This is a genomic window from Serratia sp. (in: enterobacteria) (assembly GCF_052400455.1).
Lineage (GTDB): Bacteria > Pseudomonadota > Gammaproteobacteria > Enterobacterales > Enterobacteriaceae > Serratia > Serratia ureilytica.
In genome coordinates this window covers 2334022-2349256 of the sequence record NZ_CP185812.1, presented here as the reverse complement: position 1 = coordinate 2349256, position 15235 = coordinate 2334022, and the positions used below count along the sequence as shown (strand labels likewise).

13 protein-coding genes and 1 pseudogene are annotated in these 15235 nt (G+C 60.8%); 5 read left to right on the top strand and 9 right to left on the bottom strand.

Annotated elements, in window-relative coordinates:
* Positions 1-30: 30 nt before the first annotated feature.
* A complete protein-coding gene (locus ACORQT_RS11465; RefSeq protein ID WP_164057982.1) occupies positions 31-1827 on the bottom strand; it encodes a glycoside hydrolase family 3 protein in 1797 nt (598 codons plus the stop codon).
* Positions 1828-2204: 377 nt separating this feature from the next.
* On the opposite strand from ACORQT_RS11465, the gene tus reads away from it, so the two are divergent.
* Positions 2205-3143 carry a DNA replication terminus site-binding protein gene (gene tus / locus ACORQT_RS11460; protein WP_042784423.1) on the top strand — a complete coding sequence of 313 codons (939 nt, stop codon included), beginning with the start codon at positions 2205-2207 and terminating at the stop codon, positions 3141-3143.
* Here the strand turns inward: tus and ACORQT_RS11455 are convergent.
* The 5 genes from ACORQT_RS11455 to ACORQT_RS11435 all read right to left on the bottom strand — a co-directional run bounded on the left by ACORQT_RS11455 (position 3133) and on the right by ACORQT_RS11435 (position 6602).
* Complete coding sequence (locus ACORQT_RS11455; RefSeq protein WP_028128189.1) at positions 3133-3501, bottom strand: VOC family protein; 369 nt, start codon at positions 3499-3501, stop codon at positions 3133-3135. The two genes, tus and ACORQT_RS11455, sit on opposite strands and share 11 nt — an antisense overlap.
* 90 nt (positions 3502-3591) lie before the next feature.
* Complete coding sequence (locus ACORQT_RS11450) at positions 3592-4281, bottom strand: helix-turn-helix transcriptional regulator (RefSeq protein WP_042784422.1); 690 nt, start codon at positions 4279-4281, stop codon at positions 3592-3594.
* A gap of 61 nt (positions 4282-4342) precedes the next feature.
* Positions 4343-5740 carry a class II fumarate hydratase gene (gene fumC, locus ACORQT_RS11445; protein WP_042784421.1) on the bottom strand — a complete coding sequence of 466 codons (1398 nt, stop codon included), beginning with the start codon at positions 5738-5740 and terminating at the stop codon, positions 4343-4345.
* 229 nt (positions 5741-5969) lie between these two features.
* Positions 5970-6302, bottom strand: coding sequence for a hypothetical protein (locus tag ACORQT_RS11440; RefSeq protein WP_042784419.1), 333 nt, complete (start codon positions 6300-6302; stop codon positions 5970-5972).
* 33 nt (positions 6303-6335) lie between these two features.
* Positions 6336-6602, bottom strand: coding sequence for a hypothetical protein (locus ACORQT_RS11435; RefSeq protein ID WP_127897192.1), 267 nt, complete (start codon positions 6600-6602; stop codon positions 6336-6338).
* A gap of 176 nt (positions 6603-6778) precedes the next feature.
* Between ACORQT_RS11435 and manA the strand changes: the two genes are divergently transcribed.
* Entirely contained in the window at positions 6779-7957 is a 1179-nt protein-coding gene (gene manA / locus ACORQT_RS11430; RefSeq protein WP_164057983.1) for a mannose-6-phosphate isomerase, read from the top strand.
* Between the two features lie 141 nt (positions 7958-8098).
* Entirely contained in the window at positions 8099-9631 is a 1533-nt protein-coding gene (locus ACORQT_RS11425) for a YdgA family protein (protein WP_042784416.1), read from the top strand.
* Between the two features lie 45 nt (positions 9632-9676).
* Here the strand turns inward: ACORQT_RS11425 and ACORQT_RS11420 are convergent, their stop codons facing one another.
* Positions 9677-10831 carry a serine hydrolase domain-containing protein gene (locus ACORQT_RS11420; protein WP_042784415.1) on the bottom strand — a complete coding sequence of 385 codons (1155 nt, stop codon included), beginning with the start codon at positions 10829-10831 and terminating at the stop codon, positions 9677-9679.
* A gap of 103 nt (positions 10832-10934) precedes the next feature.
* On the opposite strand from ACORQT_RS11420, the gene ACORQT_RS11415 reads away from it, so the two are divergent.
* Positions 10935-11840, top strand: a complete 906-nt coding sequence (locus ACORQT_RS11415; protein WP_047026184.1) for a LysR family transcriptional regulator — start codon at positions 10935-10937, stop codon at positions 11838-11840.
* Between the two features lie 29 nt (positions 11841-11869).
* Here ACORQT_RS11415 and ACORQT_RS11410 read toward each other — a convergent pair whose 3' ends face one another.
* Positions 11870-13006 carry a class C beta-lactamase SRT-3 gene (locus ACORQT_RS11410; protein ID WP_033642964.1) on the bottom strand — a complete coding sequence of 379 codons (1137 nt, stop codon included), beginning with the start codon at positions 13004-13006 and terminating at the stop codon, positions 11870-11872.
* Between the two features lie 206 nt (positions 13007-13212).
* On the opposite strand from ACORQT_RS11410, the pseudogene ACORQT_RS11405 reads away from it, so the two are divergent.
* Positions 13213-14095: pseudogene (locus ACORQT_RS11405) on the top strand (LysR substrate-binding domain-containing protein).
* Here ACORQT_RS11405 and ACORQT_RS11400 read toward each other — a convergent pair.
* Positions 14092-15123 carry a Mal regulon transcriptional regulator MalI gene (locus ACORQT_RS11400; RefSeq protein ID WP_089191693.1) on the bottom strand — a complete coding sequence of 344 codons (1032 nt, stop codon included), beginning with the start codon at positions 15121-15123 and terminating at the stop codon, positions 14092-14094. The pseudogene ACORQT_RS11405 and the gene ACORQT_RS11400 sit on opposite strands and share 4 nt — an antisense overlap.
* Positions 15124-15235: the final 112 nt, after the last annotated feature.

Here is a 15235-nt window from a genome sequence, read left to right as displayed (position 1 = left end):
CCCTTTCTGACGACGCCGGTACTTGTCCCATTACCAGCTCAGCCCCGTCCCGCGAGGGAACGCCACCTTGCCCGTATTGGTTTCCTCATCGTAGTCATGCCAGGTGTTGACCGGCAGTTTTCCGTGCGGTGTGATTTTCCCCGTCAGCACCTGTGCCAAAGCGATCATCGAAGGGCCACGCCATACGCCGCTGTCATACCCGTAGTAAGAATAGGTGGCGACGGCTGCATCCACGTCTGCGGCATAGTTCACGATATCGTAAGGCGCGCGCAATGAGAGGTGAACGCGTTTTTTCCCCTGCTCGGTGGCGTATTTCAACCAGCCCGGGTAAGGGCTGCTGTCATTACCCGATCCGGTGGCAGCGGTAACGACGCCATCCTGCTCGGCAGGCGTAAAGCGGGTCGAAAGCGTGCCGAGCAGGAACACGTCGCAATCGGCAATATGCGCCCTGATTTGGGCATCGCTCAGTTCCGTTTCCTTCGCGGCAACGACGTTCTGGTAGCCCTCCTGCGCCATCACGTTAGCGATGCCTTTGGCCTGCTCACCCCACGGGGTCAGGATAAAATAGCGCAGCGCCTTGTCTTTCAACGGCAGCAGGCTGTGGCGGTTAATGACCACGGTAATAGAGCGATCGGCGATGCGTTTTTCCAGCTTATGCGCTGAGGACGAAACGCTGCTGGAACAAGGGGCTTCGCGATGCCCCATCAGGTGATGGCGTAATTTGAGGCGCAAAATGCGCTCGACCGAAGCATCGATATCGGCCTCGCTGAGATGCCCTGTTTTCACCCGGTCCGCAAGGTAACGAATCAGGTCCGGCAGCAGGTTAGCCTGGGCCGGCGAAGCGATGCTGACAGGCATCAGGGCGATATCCACCCCGGCGGCAAAGACGTTTTCAGCCGCCCCTTGCTGGCTGAAATGCTCGGCAATCGCACCCATATCCAGCGCATCTGAAATCGTTACGCCGGCATAACCCAGCTCATCGCGCAGGATGCGGGTCTGAATTTCATGCGACATGGTGGCCGGCACCGTGATTTTTTCGCCGCTGCGGGTGTCGATCTGGCGGTTATCCAGCGCAGGATACTGAATATGCGCGGTCATGACCATGTCCGGCGCCGCACAGCGGTCAATGGCCTGTTTGTAAGGCGCGATATCGATGGCAAACGCCTCTTCCCGCGTACGATCGACGCGCGGCAGACCGGTATGCGAGTCGGTGGAGGTGCTGCCATGGCCAGGGAAGTGTTTGTAAGCGGTGATAAGCCCTTGCTGCTTCATCCCCGCCACCATTTTCTCGGCCAGGCGGGAAACGGCGTTCTTATCATCGCTGAAGGCACGAACGTTAATCACCGGGTTGAACGGGTTGGTGTTGACGTCCACAACCGGTGCAAAGTTGGTATTGATATGCAACGCGCGCATATCCTCGGCCATCAGTTTGCCCTGTTCAACGGCGAGCTGTTTATCCGCGCCGCCCTCAATCGCCGCGGCGAGCGCCATATTGCCGGGGAATGAGGCATAGTCGCCGCGCGGCAGCCGGAAAACGTTACCGCCCTCGTTATCCGTGCCAATGAACAGGCGGATGCCGGCGTGGGTTTTCATCGCGGCATACCAGGCCGTTAACGTATTGATCTGCTGCTTATCTTTCAGATTATTGGCAAACAGGATCACCCCGCCCACATGGTTATCGGTGATCAGCTTGCCAATGGCTTCATCGGGAACGGTCATATCCTGATTGCTGCTACCGTTCCGATCCCAGTAGCGAAAATCCAGCATGATTTTTTGCCCGATCTTCTCTTCCAGCGTCATGTTTTTGACTTTCTGTTTAATATCCACAGTAAACCTCCTGTTAAAGCACCCGTTAATGACAGAAGAAAAGATAACCCCAAGGGCTCATAGCGTCCTGCCATTCTGTTTGTTCCAGCGTTTGGACAACGGCAAACGGGAAATGGATTAAACAGAAGACAAACGAACAGGAAAAAATCCATCAATGAATCAAAACCATAAGAAGAGCAGGTTTATTTTCGACAATCACACTTGCCCGCATGCGTAGCAGACGAGCGAGAGAATTCCCCCTGCTGCCCGCCCTATTTCCCCCTGGTTTCCCCCTGGTAAGCCGGGCGGGCAGTTAAGCCGAGTATTGCCCCATTGCCGATGTTGCCCCCAGCCTGTTACTCTCCTATAGTATGTTGTAACTAAAAAAGGGGCATATGATGAGCAAATACGATGTGATTGGCCGGATGAACGCCTGCTTTGCCGAACTGGAGCAAGCCCTCGGCGCATTGCAGCAGCAGATAACCCCGCTGCGGCTGCTGGCGGCGCGGGTGTTTAGCCTGCCGGAGGTAGAAAAAGGCCAGGAACATCAGGCCATTTCGCATATCGCGGTCGAGCAGCATGTGGGGCAAGCGGCGCGCGATCTGGCGCTGGAACACTATCAGCGGCTCTTCATCCACCATAACCGTGAGAATGTCAGCAGCAAGGCCGCCGTGCGCCTGCCCGGCGTCATCTGTCTGGCGGTGGAGCAAGCGGAGTATCAGGCGCTGCAGGCGCAGCTGGCGCTGATCAACCGCCTGAAGGGCGAACTGGAGCAGATTATCACCGTCGATTCCGGCCTGGCGCCGGAGCAGCGTTTCGAATTCGTGCACACCCATTTGCACGGGCTGATTACCCTCAGCGCCTACCGCACCCTCACCGCCCTGACCAATCCCGACTCGGTGCGCTTCGGCTGGGCCAACAAGCACATCATCAAAAACGTCAAACGGGACGACATCCTGGCGCAGCTGGAGAAAAGCCTGAAAGCCGGCCGCGCGGTGCCGCCGCACAGCCGTGAACAGTGGGCCGCCCTGGTTAGCCGCGAGATAGACGATGTCAGCCGCCTGCCGCAGCATGCGACGTTGAAAATCAAGCGGCCGGTAAAAGTGCAGCCGATCGCCCGCGTGTGGTATCAGCAGCAGCAAAAACAAGTGCAACATCCCTGCCCGCTGCCGCTGATCGCCCTGTGTCAGGTTGAAAGCGGCGCTGCGGTGCCGAAGATCGGCGAACTGCTCAACTACGACGCCGACGCAGTGAAGCATCGCTACAAACCCGACGCCAGGCCGCTGCGGCTGCTGGTGCCGCGTCTGCATCTGTATACCGACGGCACTACTCGCTGAGGGCATATACCCGCAGGCGATGGCCGTCCGGATCCCGCGCCACAAAGGTGTAGCCGAATTCCATTTCGGTTGGCGTTTGCTCGATAGGCAGCCCGAGCTCGCGCCACTGGTTATAGCGCGCCTCCACCTCTTGCGGATCCTGGCATAAAAAGCCCAGTTCACCGCCGCCGCCGGTCAGCGTGGCGGCGGGTTTTACCCCCTGTTTGGCCCACATCCCGAGCTTGAAGCCGTTGTTGAGCACGAACAGGGCAAAGCCGGGAGAAAGCTCTACCGGCGCCTGCCCCAGCAGGCGTTGATAAAAGGCGGCGCTGTTGAGCGGGTTATCGACGTAAAGCAGGGTCATGCTGGGAAGGGTCATCGGTCTGTCCTCTGGGTGATGGGAACCGGTTGGTTCCCGATAGGCACAGACTAAAGGAGGCGACTGACAGTTTATGGCAGCAGCGTGTCGTTATTGTTCCGCAATGCCTTCGCTCAACCGCCACTCTTTCAACAGTCGCCGCCGGCCATGCGGATAACGCTGTTCAAGCGGCGTGGCGGCCTGAATGCGATCGAGGCGAAAATGACGAAAGGCCTGACGCAACTCACACCAGGCAACCAGCATCTGGAACTGGTCGAAAAAGCCCAGCGCAAAGGGCCACAGCAGGCGTTCGCTGCGCTGCCCCGCCAGGTCGAGATAGTCGATATGCAGCTTGCGCTCGCGGCGGATGCTGTCACGGATTAACACCCGCATCTCATCCGCCACCGGCGGCGACTGAGCCGGTGCGATAAGCAGCGTGTTGGCCTCCAGCTCCTCCCGCAGCGCCGTCGGCAGCACGTCGGCGATCTTGGCGAGCGCCTGGCCCGCGGCGCTCGCCAACTGGCTGTCGCCGCGGCGGCTGACCCAGCGCATGCCCAGCACCAGCGCTTCTATTTCCGCTTGCGAGAACATCAGCGGCGGCAGCATAAAACCGGGGCGCAGCACATAGCCGAGCCCCGCTTCGCCGACGATCTCCGCTCCCTGCTGCTGCAGCGTGGCGATATCGCGGTAAAGCGTGCGCATGCTGATGCCCAGCGTCTGCGCCAACGCATGGCCCGCCACCGGATAGCGGTGGCTGCGCAACAGCTGCATCAGATCGAGTAAACGTTGTGCGCGCGACATCTTAATTTCTCCATAAAAAAGGGGCTTACCTCAGTAAGCCCCCGGTTGCCTCACAGATCAATTATTTCTGCATGCTGCCGACCATCGCCTCCGGGCGCACCCATTCATCGAACTGCGCTTCGGTCAGATAGCCGAGCTTCAGCGCCGCGGCTTTCAACGTCAGCCCTTCCTTGTGCGCTTTCTTGGCGATTTCCGCCGCTTTGTCATAACCGATATGGGTGTTGAGCGCCGTCACCAGCATCAGCGATTCATTCAGCAACTGGGTAATGCGATCGCGGTTCGGTTCGATGCCCACCGCGCAGTGCTCGTTGAAGCCCTGCATACCGTCGGCCAGCAGGCGGATCGACTGCAGGTAGTTGTGGATCACCATCGGGCGGAACACGTTCAGCTCGAAGTTACCGGAAGCGCCGCCGATATTCACCGCCACGTCGTTGCCCAGCACCTGCGCGCACAGCATGGTCATCGCTTCGCACTGGGTCGGGTTGACCTTGCCCGGCATAATGGAGCTGCCCGGCTCGTTCTCCGGGATAGAAATCTCGCCGATGCCACAGCGCGGGCCGGACGACAGCCAGCGCACGTCGTTGGCGATCTTCATCAGCGAAGCCGCCAACCCTTTCAGCGCGCCGTGCCCCTGCACCAGCGCATCGCAGGTCGCCAACGCTTCGAACTTGTTCGGCGCGGTGACGAACGGCTGATGGGTCAACTCCGCCAGCGCTTTAGCGACGCGTACGGCGTACTCCGGATGGGTGTTCAGGCCGGTGCCGACCGCCGTGCCGCCCAGCGCCAGCTCGGCGATGTGCGGGATGCTGTCTTCGATGTGTTTCAGATTGTGCGCCAGCATCGCCGCCCAGCCGGAGATTTCCTGGCCCAGGGTCAGCGGCGTGGCGTCCTGCAGGTGGGTGCGGCCGATTTTGACGATGTCGCGGTAGGCTTCGGCCTTGTCGCTCAGCGTCTTGTGCAGCACTTTCAGCTCGGGGATCAGGTGCTCGCGCAGCGCAATCACCGCCGCCACGTGCATCGCGGTGGGAAACACGTCGTTGGAGCTCTGGCTTTTATTGACGTCGTCGTTCGGATGCACCTTGCGCTCTTCACCGCGCACGCCGCCCAGCAGCTCGCTGGCGCGGTTGGCCAACACTTCATTCATGTTCATGTTGGTCTGAGTGCCGGAGCCGGTTTGCCAGATGGACAGCGGGAACTGGTCGGCATGGCTGCCCGCCAGCACTTCGTCGGCAGCGTTGATGATGGCGGCGCCCCGCTCGGCCGGCAGCAGCCCCAGGTCCACGTTCACCTGCGCGGCGGCGCGTTTGGTCAACGCCAGCGCATGGATCAGCGCGGTCGGCATCTTTTCGGAGGAAATGCGGAAATGCGCCAATGAGCGCTGGGTCTGTGCGCCCCACAGCTTGTCGGCCGGTACTTCGATGGGGCCCATGGAGTCTTTTTCGATACGAACGCCTGCCATCATTGTCTCCTTAGCATAATTCCTAAAATTGTAGGGTTAGGCCGACGCGCTACCCCCCGTCGGCACGCATTCCCAGTATAGTGACATAATAACTATTCGCATTAAGAGAGTTATCTCACAGCACGATTCATCTCTTTTACCCATTCATGACGCGGTTATTTGCCGTCGGTTAACCCGTGCCGAAATAAAGACGAAGAAAGAACCGGGATAATAAACGCGGAGATGAAAATTAACGCGCGTGACGCGAATTAAAATTATTGATGCGCTGCGCCTGTAAGTGATTGAGTTCATCGATCCGCTGCTGTTGCAAATGATTGATCTCATCGTAGGCATCCTGCCGTTCATTATGGCGATACGCCCCGGTCGCCACCGCGCCGGCGGTGAGCGCCAGCGGATGCGCCACGGGTGCAGTCACGGCGGGAAGCGCGACCGGTGCGGGCGCAACGACGATCGGCGCCGGCGTTATCACCACGGCGCGCGGGGCCGCGTAGGGATAGGTGACGATCACCGCCCCCTGAGCCGCCCCGGTGCAAAGCCCCAACAACAGCAACCATTTTTTCATGCAACAGACCTCTCATTTCGTTAAATCGACTCGTTAACGGCTACGGTAAAGCGGTCTGTCGTTCAGGTTTAAGCTCGGCGTGTGATCGCCCGACTTGGCGCAAAAATAATAATAAGGGAATGGCTCAGAAGGTAAAAAATAAATTCCGCCGACATACTTTGACATGCCGATAAATAAATAATGACGTAGAAAGCCTGCGCTGTCGGCAATAATTTCTTTCCCTCCCATCAACGATCGATTGGCGGATTTGCCGGGCCCTCTTGAGGCCGGTGAGCCATTTGAGACGCCGATCGTTATCACGCTATACTCTGGCCGCGTGGCCGGACGCAACCTTATCCGGCGTTGTTTTGATCGCGCCCATGAGGGTTCCTGCCGACGCGGGCGTATGATGGTTGTCGGCACAGATGAAGCGAATCTTATAAAATCAGTAAGTTATTGCCATTAGTGCGGCAATGACGCAAAGGACGTTTATCGACATGCAAAAAATGACCAACGCGGTACAGAATTACGCCTGGGGCAGCCACGATGCGCTGACCCGTCTTTACGGCATCGCCAACCCGGATAATCAGCCGATGGCCGAACTGTGGATGGGCGCGCATCCCAAGAGCCCTTCCCGCGTGCCCGGCGCCGATGGCGCACTGCGTTCGCTGCGCTGTCTTATCGATGAAGACCAGCCAAAGCAGCTGGGCGCTGACGTCGCCAGCCGCTTTGGCGAGTTGCCGTTCCTGTTTAAAGTGCTCTGCGCCGATCAACCGCTGTCGATCCAGGTCCACCCGAGCAAAGCGGCGGCCGAGATCGGCTTCGCGAAAGAGAACGCCGCCGGCATCCCGCTGAGCGCCGCCGAACGCAACTATAAAGATCCCAATCACAAGCCCGAGCTGGTCTTCGCCCTGACGCCGTTCCTGGCGATGAACGGCTTTCGCGAACTGGCCGATATCGTCTCCCTGCTGCAACCGATCGCCGGCGCGCACCACGATATCGCCACCTTCCTGCAGCAGCCGGACACCGCCCATCTGTCTACCCTGTTCGCCAGCCTGTTGACGATGAGCGGCGAGCAAAAGTCGCTGGCGCTCGGCGTGCTGAAAGCCGCGCTCAACAACCAGCAGGGTGAACCCTGGGATACCGTGCGCTTCATCGCCGGTTTCTATCCGGACGACAGCGGTCTGTTCTCACCGCTGCTGCTGAACGTGGTGCAGCTCGCGCCGGGCGAGGCGATGTTCCTGTATGCCGAAACGCCGCACGCCTATCTGAAAGGCGTGGCGCTGGAGGTGATGGCCAACTCGGACAACGTGCTGCGCGCCGGCCTGACGCCGAAATTTATCGACGTGCCCGAGCTGCTGGCCAACCTGCAGTTCCGCCCGCAGCCGGCGTCCGGCCTGCTGACCCAACCGGAGCGGCGCGGCAACGAACTGTTCTTCCCGATCCCGGTGGAAGATTTCGCCTTCTCGCTGCACGATTTGACCGCCGCGCCGCAGGCGCTCGCGCAACGGAGCGCGGCTATCGTGTTCTGCGTCAGCGGCGAAGCGACGCTGGAAAAATCCGGGCAGCGCCTGACGCTCAAACCGGGTGAATCCTGCTTTATCGGCGCCTTCGAATCGCCGGTCAACGTCAGCGGCCGCGGCCGTATCGCCAGGGTTTATAACCAACTGGCCTAACCGTTGATAAATTTCAGCAAATTGCTTGCTGAAAGCGAGAGCTGCCCCCACAATTAAACGCCTGCGGGCGTTTTTTGTCGGCCCACATTTGCCCCCTCCCTCGCAACGGAGGGTTATAAGAAAAAAGGATGAAACAGAGCTATGAAAAAATCGTTAGTCGCTGTCAGCGTCATTGTCGTTCTTGGCGCAGCATGGACCGGGGCATCCTGGTACACCGGGAAACAGATCGAGCAGCACATGGGCGAAGTCGTCGACAACGCCAACGGCCAACTGAAAGCCTATCTGCCGAAAGCCGGCGTCAAGCTGAGCTATGAAAATTACCAGCGCGGCCTGTTCAGCAGCAAAGTGCGTTATGTGCTGCGCTCCGACGGCACGGATACCAGCGAAAACGCGGCGCTGAAAGCCGGTGAAGAAGTGGCGTTCCTGGAAACCATCGATCACGGTCCGTTCCCGTTCGCGCAGCTGAAAAAATTCAACCTGCTGCCGAGCATGGCGTCGGTGCATACCGAGCTGGAAAACACCCCGGCGGTGAAAGGCCTGTTTGAAACCACCAAAGGCAAATCGCTGTTTACCGCCGATTCGCGCATCTCGTACAGCGGCGATACCGCGTCCACCATCGACTTTATCCCACTGGACTACCAGAAGGATAAGTCTTCGCTGAAATTCAGCGGCGCCACCATTGACGCCGACGTGTCCCGCGATCTGAAAAAATTCGCGCTGGACGCCAATAGCGACACTATCGTGTTCGCCAGCCCGAACGAATTCGGCCAAAACGAGCAGATCACCTTCCAGGGCTTCAACCTGAAAGGCAACAGCAACGAAAGCAAGTTCGGCGTGAAGCTCGGCGATCAGACGATGACCCTGAAGCAGTTCAAACTGACGATCGACGGTAAAGACACCGTGGCGTTGGACGGTTTCAATCTGGTGAGCAAGTTCGGCGAGCAAGGCAGCAGCAATATCGGCGGCCAGATCGATTACACCATGGACGCGCTCAAGGTGCAGGGCAACGACTTCGGCGCCGGTAAACTGACGCTGAAAATCGACAACGTCGACGGCAAGGCGCTGAAAGACTTCTCCGACAGCTACAACCGCCAAACCATGGCGCTGCTGCAGCAGGGCGAGAACCTGGATCCGGACGTCTACGAACAGCAGACCTCCGAGATGCTGCAAAAGAACCTGCCGCTGCTGCTGAAAGGCAACCCAAGCCTCAGCATCGCCCCTCTGAGCTGGAAAAACAGCAAGGGTGAGAGCATCTTCACGCTGGATCTGGCGATGACCGATCCGAGCAAGGCCGCCTCCCCGGCACAGTCGCCGGATCAAGTGATCGCTCAGGCGGTTAAAAAGCTGGATCTCAGCCTGACCATTCCGGAAGCGATGGCCACCGAAGTGACTGCGAAGACCGCCTTGTTGCAGGGTTACAATGAGGAAGACGCGCAGAAACTGGCGCAGCAGCAAGTGCAGGGTCTGGCGGCCATGGGTCAAATGTTCAAGCTGACCACCCAGAAAGACGGCGTGATCGCGAGCAAGTTCCACTACGCTGACAATCAGGTTGACCTGAACGGCAACAAAATGTCGCTGCAGGAGTTCATCGGCCAGTTCGCCATGCTGGGCGCCCCGGCGGAAGACGCTGAACCGGCGCAGGAAGCGGAACCCGCTCCGGCACCGGCGCAGTAATCGCCTGAAAGCCTGAACAAGGGCCCCCTGTGGGGCCCTTTTTATTTACGCCGCATAAACCGCATCGCGGATCTGCTGCGGGTAGCGGCCGCACATGCCCTCAAATGCGGTATTGGTCAAGACGACTACGCTCAGCTGCGCCTCTGGATCAAAGAACCAGCTGTGGCCGTAAACGCCGCCCCAGGTCAGGGTACCGGCATGCTGCGGCGTCTGCGCAGCGTCTGGATCCACCAGCAGCGCGCCGCCAAAGCCGAAGCCCCAGCCCGGCCCTTGCGTTTGCGCCTCGGCGCCGACGTGCGGGTGACGCAGCAACGCCACCGTATCCGGTTGCAAAATGCCCTGCCCGCCGCTGCGCAGCGCCTCCACCAGCCGCAGCACGTCGTCGGCATCACCGACCATGCCCGCGCCGCCGGAGGGATAGGCTCCGACGTTAAGCGCGCGCGCCGGCGAGAACGTCACTTCTCCCCCCGCCATGCCTTCCGGCAAGGCGATCCGCACGCCTTCCGGCATGCGCCGCGGCCCCTGCGGCGTATTGTAATAAGGCGTCGCCAGGTTAGCGGCATGGGTCGCATGGAACGCGGTATTGCCGAGCCCCAGCGGCCGCGCCACCCATTCGACAAACAGCTGCGGCAGCGGCATGCCCGTCACTCGCTCCAGCACCGCGCCGAGCACGTCGATCGCCAGCGAATAGTTGAAGCGCGCGCCCGGTTCCGATAGCAACGGCGCCTGCGCCAACAGCCCCAGGTTTTGCTCCAGCGTCAGCGTCGACAGCTCCACGCCGTCCTGGATCCCCAACTGATGGTAAACGCCTGCCGGCGGTTGGTTCAGCCGATAGTCGAGCCCGGCGGTATGACTCAGCAAATGACGAATCTTGATCGTCGGGCGCCGGCCGTCGGCCAGCGCCGGGGTAAACCACGGCAGCCAATCGCTGACCGCATCGTCCAGGCTCAGCTTGCCTCGTTCAATCAGGCGCAGCGCCGCCAGCGTGGTATAGGGTTTGGAAACCGACGACAGCCGAAACTGCGTTTCTCGCCGCATCGGTTGCCGCGCTTCGCGATCGGCATAACCGGCCGCACCGGCGTAGCAAATTTCACCCCGCCGCGCCACCAGCACCACGCTGCCCACGATGCGCCCTTCGGCCATCGCCTGTTGATCGATCGCCGCGATCCGTTCTGTTAACGCCCGTTGTTCTGCCGACATGATTTTTATCTCGCTGAGGGAAAGTAAAAATCAGTCTAAAACGTTCGTCATAAATTAAAATAAGGCATAATTTAATGAATCATTAAGCACAGGTTATTGATAGATGAGTTCACTCCTGCAGCTGCTGCCCTATTTCGAAGCCGTCGCGCGGCTGGGCAACTTCACCCGCGCGGCCAACCAACTGGGCGTCACGCCGCCGGCGGTGTCGCAAAACATTCAGGCGCTGGAGAATCAGCTGGGGGTGCGCTTATTCCACCGCACCAGCCGCTCGGTACGTCTCAGCGACGAGGGCCGACTGTTTTACCAGAAGGTCTCGCCGGCGATGAACCAGATCGACGTGGCGGCGGACGACGTGCGCGCCCTGGGCGCGCAGCCGGCGGGCCTGCTGCGCATCACGCTGCCGCAACTGGCCGCTTCGCTGCTGGTGATGCCGCACCTGGCGGAGTTTCAGCGGCGCTATCCCGAAGTGCAGCTGGAGCTGTTTACCGAAGACCGCTTTTCCGATCTGGTGCTGGGCAGTTTCGATGCCGGCATTCGCATGCACGCCATGCTGCAAAAGGACATGATCGCCGTGCCGATCGACAACGGCCAGCGCCGGGTGCTGGTCGCCTCACCCGATTATCTGACGCGTTGCGGCGCGCCGGCCACGCCGGACGATCTGCTCGCGCACCATTGCCTGCGCTACCGTTTTCCCGGCAGCGGCAAATTGGAGCCCTGGCATTTCAGTCGGCACGGCGATGAGCGGGCGCTGGACGTCAGCGGCAGTTTGATCTTTAACGAAGATCGGCTGATCAAGGATGCGGCGTTGGCGGGCCTGGGGATCGCGCAACGTTTTCAGGGCACAGTGGTGCAGGAACTGGCGCAGGGCGATCTGGTGGAAGTGCTGCCGGAGTATGCCAGCGAGGCATCGGGATTTTTCATCTACTTTCCCGCCGGCAGGCATCTGCCGCTCAAGCTGCGCGCCTTTATCGATTTCATGCGCGAGCGGCGAGAGCGACAGCACCGGTAACAGGGGCGCCCCGACGGCGCCCCCCACGATCAGCGCTTATCCAGCGCTTGCACGATGCGGTAAGCCGCCTCGACCCGATCGTCGTTCGGGAACCATTTGTTGGCCAGCATCACCACGGCGATATTTTTCGCCGGGATAAACACCGCGTAGGTGGAGAAACCGCCGGTCGAACCGGTTTTGTTATACCAACCGGCGCGCAGCTCCGGCTGCGGCGGCGTGATGGCGGTGGCCGGCGTGCCGTTCATGATCATCCCGGCGTTGTTGCCCTCTATCAGCCGCGACAGTTTCACCGGGTACGGGTAGTTCTCCCACATCAGATCCTGCGTGAACACGCCCGCTTTGTAATAGCCGACGTGCGTGGCGGCCAGCGCCTCGCGCCACGGCTGCGCGACCTTCGCCTGCTGCAGGTTGGCGTCCAGGTAACGAATCAGATCGCGGGCGTTGGATTTGATGCCGTAAGATTCGGCGTCCAGCGGGCCGGGATTGACGCGCACCGGCTTATCGTCCTTGTTGTAACCCTGGGCATAGTTGGCCATCTGCGCCGCCGGCACCTGAATGTAGGTGTGGCTCATGCCCAGCGCCGGCAGCATGCCCTGCTCCATGGCCTGGATAAACGGCCGATCGAGGCTCTTGGCGGCGATCATGCCCAGCATGCCGATGCCGAGGTTGGAATAGACGCGGTAGCTGCCGGCCGGGTGCTTCGGCTGCCAGGCCCGGTAGTAAGCCATCAGTTGGGCGTTGTCGGTCACGTCGTCCGGCACGAACAGCGGCAGGCCGGATGTGTGGGTCGCCAGATTCAGCAGGCTGACTCCGTCGAAGGCGCTGCCGCGCAGCTCAGGCAGATAATGGCTGGCCGGATCGCTGAACGACAGCTTGCCCTGCTGCTGCGCATAGACCGCCAGCGTCGCGGTGAAGGTTTTGCTCAGCGACCCCACTTCGAACAGCGTCTGCTCGGTGATCGGTTTGCCGGTCTGTTTCGAGGCGACGCCATACGGGTAAATCTGCTGTTTGCCATCGACCGATACGGCGATCGCCATGCCCGGCACGCCGTATTTTTTCATCAGCGGCTGAATAACGGCGTCGATATCCTGCTGCTGTGCGGCGTGCGCGGTCGGCAAGATCAGTGCGGCGATCAGCGCGGCCGCCAGGCGGTTCATTTTCGTCATGATAGAGGCTCTTCGGTTGCAGGGCATCGGCCGCGGCCAAAAGTTTTTATTGGCGTTGCGCACGGCGCACTCCCTGATGGATGATGTCATTCCTTTACGGGCTCCGCCAATCTTGCGGCAGCCGCGCCAAATATCGGTTTTTGCCGCCGGGTTGACAAGCGATAATAATTTCAGCCAGCATAAAGAAAAACTTATGGCTATCAACAATGCGCAACCGACTTCCCCTCAACGCCCTGCGGGCGTTCAGAATCCTCCGCCCGCCACCTGAACTTCACCCGCGCCGGTCTGGAGCTGCGCGTCACTCAGGCCGCCGTCAGCCAGCAGGTGCGCATGCTGGAAGAACAGCTGGGCATTCAGCTGTTCCGCCGCCTGCCGCGCGGGTTGGATCTGACCGAAGAGGGCCAGGCACTGCTGCCGGTGTTGAGCGACGCTTTCGATCGCATCGAGGCGGTGTTGCAGCAGTTCGAAGGCGGGCATTTCCACGAAGTGCTGACGGTGGCGGTGGTCGGCACCTTCGCGGTCGGCTGGCTGATGCCGCGGCTGGCGGCGTTCCGCGCGGCGCATCCGTTCATCGATCTGCGGGTGCTGACCCACAACAACCAGGTCAATCTGTCGGCCGACGGCATGGATTTCGCCATCCGTTTCGGCGAAGGTTTATGGCCCGCCACCCGCAATATTAAGCTGTTCGACGCGCCGCTGACGGTGCTCTGCTCGCCGGCGGTCGCCGCGCGGCTGCATACGCCGCAGGATCTGCAGCACGAACTGCTGATGCGCACTTACCGCCAGGATGAATGGGAACGCTGGTTCACGGCTGCGCAGGTAACGCCGTGGCGAATCAACGGCCCGGTGTTCGACTCATCGAGGCTGATGGTGGAAGGCGCGCTCCAGTGCGACGGCGTGGCGCTGGCGCCGGTCAGCATGTTCCGCCGCGAACTGGCCGCCGGCGCGCTGCAGCGGCCGTTCGCCGCCGAGGCCGCGCTCGGCGCCTATTGGCTGACCCATTTGAAATCGCGGGATCTGACGCCGGCGATGAAAACCTTTATCGGCTGGATTTGCCGGGAGGCGGAAGAGGAACAGCGGCAGGGCTAGGCGGAACCGCGCCGGATCAGCGTCGGCGGCAGAATGACGTTCTGCGCCGGCAGGTCGGCGTCACCGATGCGCTGCAGCAGGCGCGCGGCGGCGCTGCGCCCCACTTCCCGCGCCGAGCTGGAGACAAAGGTCAGCGGCGGTTCGGTCAGCTCGGCCTCCGGCACGTCGCCGAAACCGATCAGCGCCACCTGCCGGCCGTAGTAGGCGTCGACCCCGTCCGAACCGATGCTGCGGCCGCTGCGCGTCAGGCCAAAATAGGCGCCAAGCGCCACCGACGCCTTGTGGCAAACGACAGCGGTGATATTCGGGTAGTGGCGCAGCAGCTGTTCCGCCGCTTCCGCCGCCTCACGCTGCTGGCAATCGCACTCGACGATCCATTCGCTGCGAAACGGCAGGCCGTACTGCAACAGCGTGGCGCAAAATCCGCCCAACCTTTCGGCGCGCGTCAACGAGTCGCTCTGGCCGCCGAGATAAGCAATCTGGCTGTGGCCGCGTTTGATCAAAAATTCGGTGGCCAGCTTGGCGGCCTGCATATTGTCCGGCCGTACCACGTCCACGCCCTCGAGACCGCTGGAGCGCGCCACGCATACCAGCGGCACGCCCTGCTCGGCCGCCTTTTCCTTCAGCCCGGCCGCCGCGCGGATGCCGCCCGCCAGCACGATGCCGTCGACGCCCTGCGCCAGCAGCGCGTCAAACGCCCGCTGCAGCCCCTGACCATCGCGCCCGCTCTGGGTTAAAAACAGCAGTTTGTCGTGCGCCTCCAGCGCTTCACTCAGCCCGGCGGTCATTTCGGCATAGAAAGGTTCGCAAATGTCGCGCAGGATCAGGCCGATTACCCCGGATTCGCCGCCGCGCAGCGTCGCCGCCTGGCGATTGCGCACGTAGCCCAACTGCTCTATCGCCTGATTGACCTTCTCGACGGTGGTCGGCGAAATCCGCCCCTTGCCGCTCAATACCAGAGAAACCGTGGTGACCGAAACGCCCGCCTGTTGCGCCACATCGGTAATGGTGATCTTTTTGATGCTCATAGTCTCTGCGAACCCGTTCCTGGGCAACCCGCGCCGTAGTGATCAAGGGTATACCGAATCCGTCAATGCAGTAAAACGTTTTACTGCCCGCCGCATTGTCGCCAAAAACCGG

Excerpts from the sequence above, each read along its gene's own strand:
- tus (WP_042784423.1), top strand. The coding sequence starts at position 2,205 with ATGAGCAAATACGATGTGATTGGCCGGATGAACGCCTGCTTTGCCGAA.
- ACORQT_RS11455 (WP_028128189.1), bottom strand. The coding sequence starts at position 3,501 with ATGACCCTTCCCAGCATGACCCTGCTTTACGTCGATAACCCGCTCAAC.
- ACORQT_RS11450 (WP_042784422.1), bottom strand. The coding sequence starts at position 4,281 with ATGTCGCGCGCACAACGTTTACTCGATCTGATGCAGCTGTTGCGCAGC.
- fumC (WP_042784421.1), bottom strand. The coding sequence starts at position 5,740 with ATGGCAGGCGTTCGTATCGAAAAAGACTCCATGGGCCCCATCGAAGTA.
- ACORQT_RS11440 (WP_042784419.1), bottom strand. The coding sequence starts at position 6,302 with ATGAAAAAATGGTTGCTGTTGTTGGGGCTTTGCACCGGGGCGGCTCAG.
- manA (WP_164057983.1), top strand. The coding sequence starts at position 6,779 with ATGCAAAAAATGACCAACGCGGTACAGAATTACGCCTGGGGCAGCCAC.
- ACORQT_RS11425 (WP_042784416.1), top strand. The coding sequence starts at position 8,099 with ATGAAAAAATCGTTAGTCGCTGTCAGCGTCATTGTCGTTCTTGGCGCA.
- ACORQT_RS11420 (WP_042784415.1), bottom strand. The coding sequence starts at position 10,831 with ATGTCGGCAGAACAACGGGCGTTAACAGAACGGATCGCGGCGATCGAT.
- ACORQT_RS11415 (WP_047026184.1), top strand. The coding sequence starts at position 10,935 with ATGAGTTCACTCCTGCAGCTGCTGCCCTATTTCGAAGCCGTCGCGCGG.
- ACORQT_RS11410 (WP_033642964.1), bottom strand. The coding sequence starts at position 13,006 with ATGACGAAAATGAACCGCCTGGCGGCCGCGCTGATCGCCGCACTGATC.
- ACORQT_RS11400 (WP_089191693.1), bottom strand. The coding sequence starts at position 15,123 with ATGAGCATCAAAAAGATCACCATTACCGATGTGGCGCAACAGGCGGGC.